The sequence below is a fragment of the Paraburkholderia sp. XV genome, from assembly GCF_020177535.1.
Classification (GTDB): domain Bacteria; phylum Pseudomonadota; class Gammaproteobacteria; order Burkholderiales; family Burkholderiaceae; genus Paraburkholderia; species Paraburkholderia caribensis.
Genome location: NZ_JAGUUD010000194.1, coordinates 1 through 9,374 on the forward strand (window position 1 = coordinate 1; position 9,374 = coordinate 9,374).

Annotated in this window: 10 protein-coding genes and 1 tRNA gene; 3 read left to right on the forward strand and 8 right to left on the reverse strand. The window is 65.7% G+C overall.

The genetic code is table 11. The features are described 5' to 3' along the window. Window positions 1–159 precede the first annotated feature (159 nt). Together KFO72_RS40235 and KFO72_RS40240 are read right to left on the reverse strand one after the other, a co-directional pair. A complete protein-coding gene (locus KFO72_RS40235; protein WP_054934180.1) occupies window positions 160–1,542 on the reverse strand; it encodes an MATE family efflux transporter in 1,383 nt (460 codons plus the stop codon). 215 nt (window positions 1,543–1,757) lie between these two features. Next, complete coding sequence (locus tag KFO72_RS40240) at window positions 1,758–1,976, reverse strand: RNA-binding S4 domain-containing protein (RefSeq protein ID WP_054934124.1); 219 nt, start codon at window positions 1,974–1,976, stop codon at window positions 1,758–1,760. Between the two features lie 318 nt (window positions 1,977–2,294). Between KFO72_RS40240 and KFO72_RS40245 the strand changes: the two genes are divergently transcribed. The 3 genes from KFO72_RS40245 (at window position 2,295) to KFO72_RS40255 (ending at window position 5,456) form a co-directional block, all read left to right on the forward strand. Beyond that, a complete protein-coding gene (locus KFO72_RS40245; protein WP_225034425.1) occupies window positions 2,295–2,741 on the forward strand; it encodes a hypothetical protein in 447 nt (148 codons plus the stop codon). An 80-nt stretch (window positions 2,742–2,821) separates the two neighbouring features. After that, the gene (locus tag KFO72_RS40250; protein WP_060601746.1) at window positions 2,822–3,088 is read left to right on the forward strand and encodes a hypothetical protein; all 267 of its coding nucleotides are present in this window, start codon (window positions 2,822–2,824) and stop codon (window positions 3,086–3,088) included. Between the two features lie 121 nt (window positions 3,089–3,209). Beyond that, window positions 3,210–5,456 (forward strand): ATP-dependent helicase, encoded by a 2,247-nt coding sequence (locus KFO72_RS40255; protein WP_225034426.1) that lies wholly within the window; start codon window positions 3,210–3,212, stop codon window positions 5,454–5,456. Between the two features lie 54 nt (window positions 5,457–5,510). Here KFO72_RS40255 and KFO72_RS40260 read toward each other — a convergent pair whose 3' ends face one another. From KFO72_RS40260 to KFO72_RS40285, 6 genes are all read right to left on the reverse strand, one after another. Beyond that, window positions 5,511–6,275: a DUF4088 family protein gene (locus tag KFO72_RS40260; protein WP_035990141.1), complete on the reverse strand. Its 765-nt coding sequence runs from the start codon at window positions 6,273–6,275 to the stop codon at window positions 5,511–5,513. 227 nt (window positions 6,276–6,502) lie between these two features. Further along, entirely contained in the window at window positions 6,503–6,826 is a 324-nt protein-coding gene (locus KFO72_RS40265; protein ID WP_007741806.1) for an AzlD domain-containing protein, read from the reverse strand. Next, window positions 6,823–7,578: an AzlC family ABC transporter permease gene (locus KFO72_RS40270; protein WP_405083832.1), complete on the reverse strand. Its 756-nt coding sequence runs from the start codon at window positions 7,576–7,578 to the stop codon at window positions 6,823–6,825. Before KFO72_RS40270 ends, KFO72_RS40265 begins: the two co-directional genes overlap by 4 nt. A gap of 117 nt (window positions 7,579–7,695) precedes the next feature. Next, a complete protein-coding gene (locus KFO72_RS40275) occupies window positions 7,696–8,523 on the reverse strand; it encodes an AraC family transcriptional regulator (protein WP_054934128.1) in 828 nt (275 codons plus the stop codon). Window positions 8,524–8,600: 77 nt separating this feature from the next. Continuing rightward, window positions 8,601–9,101, reverse strand: a complete 501-nt coding sequence (locus tag KFO72_RS40280) for a CreA family protein (protein ID WP_054934129.1) — start codon at window positions 9,099–9,101, stop codon at window positions 8,601–8,603. Between the two features lie 194 nt (window positions 9,102–9,295). Continuing rightward, a tRNA-Asn gene (locus tag KFO72_RS40285) sits at window positions 9,296–9,371 on the reverse strand. Between the last annotated feature and the right edge of the window lie 3 nt (window positions 9,372–9,374).

A 9,374-nucleotide genomic window follows, 5' to 3' on the forward strand; every position in this document is an offset into this window, starting at 1 on the left:
CCCCGCACAGGGGCGACGCCTGAAGCACGCTAACAATTCGCGGATGCCAGCGAAAGCAAAAGCAAAACGCGGATGCCAGCGCAAAGACGAGCAAAAAACCAAACCGCACGCGCCGCAGAGGCGCCCCCCAAACCCTCGCCCGAAGGCAAAGCAAAAAACTCACCCCCCCACAATCCGCAAACTCTTGCGATGAAACCGCAACGTCATCAACACCGCGACACTCGCAAGCCCAGCCGCGAGTCCCCACCATAACCCCCGGGCTCCGAGCCCAAAATGAAACGCGAGCGTATAGCCAGTCGGAAACCCAATCCCCCAATACCCGAACGCAGCCGCAATCATCGGAACCCGCGTGTCCTTCAGCCCGCGCAAGCACCCAGACCCCACCGTCTGCATCCCGTCGACAATCTGAAAAATCGCGGCCACACCCAATAGCGAACTGGCCAGCGCCACAGTCGGCGCATTAGCCGGATCGTCCAGATGCAAATACAGCCCGACAATGAACCGCGGCGCCGCGATCAAGAATAGCCCCGACAGGCACATAAACCCGACCCCCAGCCCCAGCGCGACAAACCCCGCATGCCGCGCGGCCAGCGGCTGCCCCGCACCAGACCAGAACCCGACGCGCACGTTCGCCGCCTGACCAATCGCGAGCGGCACCATAAACGCCACCGAGGCCACATTCAGCGCGATCTGATGCGCCGCCAGCTGCGACTCGCCCAGCAGTCCAACCATCAGCCCCGTAGCAAGAAACAACATCGATTCGACACCGTATGTGATCGCCACCGGCCAGCCGATCCCGAACAACTCGCCCATCAACGGCACGTTCGGCCGCGTGGCCGTGACGAAATGCCGGAAGCGCGGCCGCAGATGCAGCAGGCCCATCAGCGTGAGCGCCGTGAGCCATACCGTGATCGTCGTCGCCACCCCCGACCCCAGGAAGCCGATTCGCGGCAAGCCGTACGCGCCATGGATCAACCCATAGTTCAGGAAGCCATTGACGAACACGCCGCCAATCGACACCCACAACAGCCGTCGCGCGGCGCCGATCGCCGGCAGGAACGAGCGCATCAGGCCGATCCCGATCAGGCTGGCAGGCGCGCCCCAGCGCAATACCGCGCAGTATTCGCCGACGTTGTGCGCAAGCAGCGCTGGCTCGCCGAACGCCGTCATGATGGGCCCCGCGAACGACAGCAGCACGAACGCCGGCACGGCCAGCAACCACGACAGCAAAAAACCCGTCCAGTAGATATGCGGCACGCGATCCTCGGCCTGCGCCCCGCGTGCATGCGACACGCTCACACTGACCGACGTCAACACGCCTTGCAGCAGCGTCACCACGACAAAGAACAGGTTCGCGCCGAGGCCGCCCGCCGCGAGCGCGTCAGGGCCGAGCGAGCCGAGCAGCACGGTGTCGGTGACGCTCATCGCCATCTGCGACAGCTGGGCAATGGCAAGCGGAGCGGCAAGACGCGCCGTGTCGGCGGCGTGACGAGAAAGAGTGGGCGGCCCGCTGAGCGCGCGGGACATTCCGGTTGGATTCATGTTCGAAGCGCTATGCGCGAAAGGGCGACACGCTCGGCAAGTGCGCCGCGCGCCATTTGTTTTTCTGTCCAGACGGACAGCTTATTGCGGGAACGCGGCGCTGTCGATCAACAGGCACATTTTTGGTGCGGGTTTGCGGCAGCGGGAAGGCGCTGATTGATGCAGGCCGCATATCGCGCGGCCTTGTTGCGACGTCCGGGCAGGTCTGGCGAACGTCAGCCCTCGTGCACGGCGATCCGCGTGTCGCCTAACAGCACGACCTGTCCCGCGCGGATTTTGCACGTTTTGCGCGTTTCGACCCGGCCGTCGACCGTCACGGCACCCGACGCAACGATCACTTTCGCCGATCCGCCGCTGTCCGCGAGGCCCGTAATCTTCAGCAGATTGTGGAGTTCGACGTAGTCGCCGGTCAGGGTGAAATCGAGGTTGGGCATGGCAGTTGCGATCGACTGAGGGTCGGCAGGGTCGTTGAAAAGCGATTCGCATCATAAGCCATCGCGCGCCGCCCGACGCTCGCGCGCGAATGAATGGCGACACGCCGGAGCATTTGCAAGCAGATGTTATGCAGTTGTCAGGAAATGAAACGTTGAGTAACAGACGTCTTTCGTGGCGAACTTCACTCGCAAAGCCTCGGTCTGTGGAATAGCCTGCTGGATTTTTCCGGCAGGCTGAAAAGCGGGCACGGCATCGGCCGATTCGCGCCGACCGCACCGCCCGCGTGCCGATATCGACAAACTTCAGAGAGGATTGCCATGAACCAGCTCCGTACGCTCCTGATCGGTACCGCCCTGACTGCGATGGCGTCGACTGCCGCATTCGCCCAGACGGCTACCCAGCCTTCCGCGGACGTGTCCGCCCAGGCTCAGGTCCAGCAGGCGCCCGCCGCCGCACCCGCCGCGCAAGGCGTCCAGATGCCGGCACCCGCGCCGCAGAATCTGACGGCGCCCGGCTCGACCGACCCGCTCGTCCAGAAACGCAACGCAGACGCTCAGGCAAACGCCGAGTACAGCGCACAGAAAAAGCTGTCGAAGCAGCAATTGAGGGCGCAGCAAAAGGCCGCGAAGGACGCCTACAAGGACCAGGTCGGCAACGCGAAGCTCAACAAGAAGGCCGACAAGGCGGCTGCGTCGAACGAACTGAAGGCCGAGATGCAAGGCCAGCCGACAGGCGCGGCGGCATCGGGCGAAGCGCATAACTGATCAGTGGCGTCCGGCGCCTGTGATGCGACAGGCGCCGCGATCGCCTGCGAGCTTTTGAAGTCAGAAAGAGGGAGGACAGAATGAAAACTACCGGGAAAACGATGAGTGCGCTGTGCGCGGCGCTGATCGCGGGCAGCATGACGACCCTCGCGGTCGCCCAGACGACCCACGATCCCGCCACCGAGCCCATGACGCACGCCGACAACAAGGCCGCCAAGGAACAGGCGAAGGCCAACAAGAAGGCGGACGTCGCGCAGGCGAAGGCCGACAAAAAGAAGGCCGACGCGCAGGCCGACGCCGATAAGGCGAACGCCGACGCGAAGGTGAAAGACGCAAAATCGCAGTAAGCGGTTCTTTCCGATATATGTTCGGCGGCGGGTCCACGCCGCCTCGCGAAGCCCGGCGATCGCCGGGCTTTTTCGTTGCTGTGGGCGCATGAAAAATGGGGCGCTTGTCGTCGCGGGTTGTATGGATATACAGTATGCGTCGCCCTCACTATCCGACCCGCCAATCGTGCTTTCCGTCGCCGATTCCCCGTCCGCATCGTCCGCTGCCCCGACTGATGCGCCCGCAGCGGCGCCCGCCGCCGCCACCGCCGACTGGCTCGCGAAGCTCAACGACGCCCAGCGCGAAGCGGCCGAATACGGCACCGACGACATCGCGCATCCGTCCGGCGCACTGCTGGTCATCGCGGGTGCGGGCTCCGGCAAGACCAGCACGCTCGCGCACCGCGTCGCGAATCTGGTCGTCAAGGGCGCCGATCCGCGCCGCATCCTGCTGCTGACATTCTCGCGCCGCGCCGCGCTGGAAATGACCCGGCGCGTTACGCGCATCGCGGGCGCGGCGCTCGGCACGCGCGCGGCGCTTGCGCAGGGGCTGACATGGTCGGGCACGTTTCACAGCGTCGGCGCCCGCCTGTTGCGCGAGTACGCGGATCTGATCGGCCTCGCGCCGACCTTCACGATCAACGACCGCGAGGATTCCGCCGACCTGATGAATCTCGTGCGGCACGAACTCGGCTTGTCCGCAAAGGAAAAGCGCTTTCCGTCGAAATCGGCGTGTTTCGCGATCTACTCGCGCGTCGTGAACACGGGCGCGCCGCTGGCCGACGTGCTCGGCAGCGCGTTCCCGTGGTGCCGCGAATGGGAAGCCGATCTGCGCATGCTGTTCGCGGCCTATGTCGAGGCGAAGCAGAAGCAAAGCGTGCTCGACTATGACGATCTGCTGCTCTACTGGTCGCACATGGCCGCCGAGCCCGCCATTGCCGCCGATCTTTCCAGCCGTTTCGATCACGTGCTCGTCGACGAGTACCAGGACACCAACCGCCTGCAGGCGTCGATCCTGCTCGCGCTGAAGCCCGACGGGCGCGGGCTGACGGTGGTCGGCGACGACGCGCAGTCGATCTACTCGTTTCGCGGCGCAACCGTGCGCAACATTCTCGACTTCCCCGCGCATTTCGACCCGCCCGCGAAACAGGTCACGCTGGAGCGCAACTACCGCTCGACGCAACCGATACTCGAAGCATCGAACGCGGTGATCGGCCTTGCCTCCGAGCGCTATACGAAGAACCTGTGGACCGACAAGGCATCAGCGCAACGCCCGCATCTCGTCACGGTCGCCGACGACGCGGACCAGGCGCGCTACATCGTCGAGCAGGTGCTCGCCGCGCGCGAAGCAGGCATGAAGCTGAAGGCGCAGGCGGTGCTGTTTCGCGCCGCGCATCACAGCGCCGCGCTCGAAATCGAGCTGACGCGGCGCAACATTCCGTTCGTGAAGTTCGGCGGCCTGAAGTTTCTCGACTCGGTCCATGTGAAGGACGTGCTGGCCGTGCTGCGCTGGGCGGAGAATCCGCGCGACCGCGTCGCGGGTTTTCGCGTCGTGCAGTTGCTGCCGGGCGTCGGTCCGGCGACAGCCGCACGCGTGCTCGATGACATTGCCGCCCGCGCCGACGCGTTGCGCTCGGGCGGCGCGCCCGATGCCGCGAATGCCGTTGCGGGCTGCACGGCGAACGCGCTCGCCGCCTTTGCGCCGCCGGCGCGCGCGCTCGAAGACTGGCATCCGTTCGTGGCGATGATGGCGTCGGCGTGCGGACGGCAGACGCCCTGGCCCGCCGAGTTCGACATGGTGCGGCGCTGGTACGAGCCGCATCTCGAGCGCAACCACGAGGACGCGTCCATTCGCCAGGCCGATCTCGTGCAGATGGAGAGCATCGCGGGCACGTACGCTTCTCGCGAACGCTTCCTGACGGAACTGACGCTCGATCCGCCCGACGCCACCAGCGACGAGTCCGGCGTCCCGTTGATCGACGAAGACTATCTGATCCTGTCCACGATCCATTCGGCGAAAGGGCAGGAGTGGCGCAATGTGTTCGTGCTGAACGGCGTCGACGGCTGCATTCCTTCCGATCTCGGCACGGGCAGTGAGGAGGAAATCGACGAGGAGCGGCGCCTGCTATACGTGGCGATGACGCGCGCGAAAGAGGACCTGCATATCGTGATGCCGCAGCGCTTCTACGTGCACAACCAGACGCATCTGGCCGACCGGCACGTGTGGGCGTCGCGCACACGCTTCATTCCGGCGCACCTGTTGCCGCTGTTCGATTCGCATGCATGGCCGCCCGCGCCCATCGTGTCGGCACCGACGCGAGCGGGGCTGGCCGCTGCCGCGCAAGCCAAAATAGAAATCGCGGCGAAGCTCAGAAAAATGTGGGACTGAGCTTGCCGCGATGCGACGGCGCCGGGTTCGACGCCGTGTGTCGTGAGATAACGCCTAGCGCGATTGCCGCTGTTGCTGCTGCGGGCGCGGTGGCGGCATGAAGAAGTTGCGCAGCCAGGCGGCGAGCCGCGTGAACACGTCGTACGGTTCTTCGACGAAAATCTCCGGCTTCAGGAGCCGCAGATATTCCATGATCTGTTGCGCTTCCTGCTTCTGGAATGAACCGTGGGAAATGCCCAGGCGCAACAGGCCGCGCAGTTCGCCGAGCTTTTCGCGCGCGGCGCTGCCCACGCTGGTTTCGCACGCGACCTTCGCCTCGTACACCCGCTGGCGCAGCGATTCGGCCAGACGCCACGCGGGCGTCTGCATCACTTCTTCGAGCGTCTGGATGTCCTGCGCCGCCGATTTGATCTGCGCGGCAAGCGGGTCCACCAGCGAAGGCGCGCCTTCTGCTTCCTTGACGATCGCCGCCGCCCATTCGCGGCTCTGCTTCGCGAGTTCCTCGGGCGTCCATTCCGTGCGCGCGGCGAAGCCGAAGCCGAACTCGTTCGCCTGCTTCATCAGGATCGCGACGACGTCCGGAAACTCCTTGTCCAGCGTGCGCTTCGCCCATGCGTACTGGCCGCCCTGCAGCATCCGCTGCACGGCGTGCTCCGTCAGCGGCACCATGTTGTCGAGGAGCTTTGCGCGCAGAAAATCCTCGAACGACGGCGTCGCGAACTGCGGGTCCAGTTTCACTGAGACCCGCACGAACGCCTCGAAATCCTTTCGTAAGGATGCGAGCGTTTCGTCCTTGATGTTAAGGGTAATCTGACCCATGTTTTTCCCGTTTCGTCGACCGCGCGATACCGTCGAGGCGTTTGCCTCGTGCCGTGCGCCCCCGTGCGCTGGCGGCACCGATATCGGGCGCGGTTCTGTCCGGCTTGCCGGCATGCCGTCGATAGACGCTGCCGGGTTCACGGACCACGAGTGTTTATCGGCGGATCGAAAGGGAACTTGAGGGCGGCGCCGTCCGGTCGAACGGCGCGCAAGGCGTGTGCGCGGCCTTACTTCAGCACGACGCCTTGCCAGAGAAAGAACACGGCGAGACCGACCGCGATGGTGAGCAGCGGCCTGCGCGTGAGGGCGCTGACGGCCACGGCGGCCAGCGCGCCGACCAGCTGCGGGTTGCGCCACGTCAGTTCGGCGTCCGTGCCGTGCGGCGAGACCGTCATCGGCACGATGATCGCCGTCAGCACGGTGACGGGCACGAAGCCGAGCGCGGTCCGCACGAGCGGCGGAAACACGATGCGGTCGCCGAGCACGAACACGGCGGCGCGGATCAGCCACGTGATGACGGCCATGCCGAGAATCAGAAGCACGTAGTTCATCGCGATGCCTCCGCCGCGCGGGTGCGCTGGAACGCCGGCAAGGACAGCAGCACGCCGACCGTCACGCCGACGCACACGGCGCCCAGCAGGCCGAGCTTGTACGGCCAGTCTTGCCAGAAGAACGCCAGCGCGCCGGCCGTGGCCGCCGCGGCGAGATAGCGCACGGCGACGAGCTGCGGCACGACGATCGCGATGAACGTCGCGGCCATCGCGAAGTCGAGCCCGAGCGATTGCAGGCCGGGGAAGGCCGCGCCGAACAACAGGCCGATCAGCGTCCAGACCTGCCAGTTGAGATACATCGACAGGCCCGAGCCGAGGAAGTAGTACGGCCCGACCGAGCCCGGCGGATGCAGCCGGTAGTGCGCCCACGCGACGGCGAACACTTCGTCGGTGAGCAGGCCGCCGAGCGCCCAGCGCCAGCGCGACGGCAGATGCGACACGTACGGCGCGAGCGTCGCGCTGTAGAGCACGTGGCGCACATTGACGACGAATGTCGTCGCCCAGATGACGGCATAGCTCGCGTGGCCTGCTATCAGGCCGAGGGCGATGAATTGGGCCGATCCGGCGAACACGACCAGCGACATCAGCTGGCCGTGCCACAGGTGCAGCGGACCGGAAGCGACGAGCGTGCCGTAGATCACACCGAACGGCGAAGCGCCGATGATCATCGGCAGTGTGTCGCGTGCGCCGGCCGTGAGTTCCTTGAGACGGTGAGCGGGTTTTGCAGGGTGAGTCAATCTTTTCTCCTCGATGGGGCCGAGGATAGCCGGGCCAAGGGAGCGGCGGCTTGTACGTTCTTGCGCCTGGTGCGGCTTCAATGCCTCGATGCGTCGGGCTTCATACGGCGCGATCTTCCGCGCGTGGCCCGTTCAGGCCGATTGCCAGCGCCCCGGCGGCACGCCGAACATGCGCCGGAAGTGCCGCGTGAAGTGACTTTGATCGGTGAAGCCGCCCGCCGCCGCCACATCGGCCACCGATGCGCCCGCGCGCAATGGCGCGAGCGAGCGCTGCAGACGCACCTGGTTGCGCCACGCGTGCGGTGGCAGTCCCGTCGCGCGGGTGAAGAGCCGCGCCGCGTGAAACTGCGACAGGCCGACGGCATCGGCGAGATCGGCGAGCTTGAGCGGCGTGGCCAGATCGCCGGCCAGTTGCTCTTTCATCGTGATGACGCGCGCGTCGTCGGTGGCGAGTTGCGGCGTGTCGGGACGCGTGCGGCCGTAGCGCACGAGCAGCGTCGACAGTGCGTCGAGCATCGCCGTTTCCGCAACGAGCGGATCGCCGTTCGCCTCCAGCAACTGATGGGCGCGCGACAGCCGCACGGCTAGGTCGGCATCGCGGATCACGTCGGCATCGAACCACGGCAGCGGCTGCGCGCGGCCCGCGATGTCCTCGGCGAGCGTGTGAATGAAATCGACGGGGGCGTACATCACGCGGTAGCGCCAGCCTTCGTCCATGGCGCGCGAACCGGTATGCACTTCGCCGGGATTGATGATGGGCACGCTGCCCGCCTCGGCGACATGGCGCGAGCCCTGATACCGATACGTTTCCGCGCCAGCCTCGATCACGGGAATCGTGTACGCGTCGTGCCAGTGCGGCGTGAACTCGTGATCGTGATATTCGGCCGTGAGCAGATCCGCGCCAGGCAGAAGCGGCGTGCGCCAGTAACGGGCGTTATCGCGGAAGCGGGTCGAAGTCATGAGCGAAGTCCGGGTGGACCTTTCAGTTTAGCGCGCCCTGTGCGGCTTGTTGTGCCTGGGATTGCCCTGCGGCGCGTTCAGCGAACCGGGATCGTCGTGCCGGCGGGCATCGGCACGGCCGTGACGCTGTTCTTCGCGCTGCCCGTCGCGACCCGGTCGCTGTAGGTCAGGTACACGAGTGTGTTGCGCTTCGAGTCGACGACCCGCACCACGTGCAGTGTCTTGAAGATCAGCGACATCCGTTCCGTGAATACGTCGGCTTGCTGGCGCAGCGGCTCGGGAATCTTGATGGCGGCGACCTGGCGGCACGCGATCGACGCCTCGGTCGGATCTTCGGCGATCCCGAGCGTGCCCTTGATGCCGCCCGTGCGCGCCCGCGACACATAACAGGTGACGCCCTGCACGGCGGGATCGTCGTACGCCTCGACGACCACGCGATCCGAGCCGGTGATATGAAAGTTCGTATTGACGCTGGCGACTTCTTCGGCCTGCGCGAACGGCGCGCAGGTGAACGCTGCCGAAGCGGCGAGGAAGACGGCGGCGCGCGCGCTGTGCGCACAGGGCAGGGCGAGTTTCATCAGGTGACCGGAAGAATGGGCGTTTGCAGGACAGCCAGGATGGCTGCCGGTGAGACCGCCATCGTAACCTGGTTGCGGGCGCCGGCTGCCGACGTGCAATACGCCTGCGGCGCATCTATTTGTCGATCAAGCTGCATGCCGATAAGCGGCGGCAGAAAAAGAAAAGGCCCGCACGAATGCGGGCCTTCGAATTTTGGCTCCCCGACCTGGGCTCGAACCAGGGACCTACGGATTAACAGTCCGGCGCTCTACCGACTGAGCTATCGGGGAACA

What these genes read in the sequence shown, in the direction of transcription:
- KFO72_RS40235 (WP_054934180.1), bottom strand. Translation starts at nt 1,542, where the DNA reads ATGAATCCAACCGGAATGTCCCGCGCGCTCAGCGGGCCGCCCACTCTT.
- KFO72_RS40240 (WP_054934124.1), bottom strand. Translation starts at nt 1,976, where the DNA reads ATGCCCAACCTCGATTTCACCCTGACCGGCGACTACGTCGAACTCCAC.
- KFO72_RS40245 (WP_225034425.1), top strand. Translation starts at nt 2,295, where the DNA reads ATGAACCAGCTCCGTACGCTCCTGATCGGTACCGCCCTGACTGCGATG.
- KFO72_RS40250 (WP_060601746.1), top strand. Translation starts at nt 2,822, where the DNA reads ATGAAAACTACCGGGAAAACGATGAGTGCGCTGTGCGCGGCGCTGATC.
- KFO72_RS40255 (WP_225034426.1), top strand. Translation starts at nt 3,210, where the DNA reads ATGGATATACAGTATGCGTCGCCCTCACTATCCGACCCGCCAATCGTG.
- KFO72_RS40260 (WP_035990141.1), bottom strand. Translation starts at nt 6,275, where the DNA reads ATGGGTCAGATTACCCTTAACATCAAGGACGAAACGCTCGCATCCTTA.
- KFO72_RS40265 (WP_007741806.1), bottom strand. Translation starts at nt 6,826, where the DNA reads ATGAACTACGTGCTTCTGATTCTCGGCATGGCCGTCATCACGTGGCTG.
- KFO72_RS40275 (WP_054934128.1), bottom strand. Translation starts at nt 8,523, where the DNA reads ATGACTTCGACCCGCTTCCGCGATAACGCCCGTTACTGGCGCACGCCG.
- KFO72_RS40280 (WP_054934129.1), bottom strand. Translation starts at nt 9,101, where the DNA reads ATGAAACTCGCCCTGCCCTGTGCGCACAGCGCGCGCGCCGCCGTCTTC.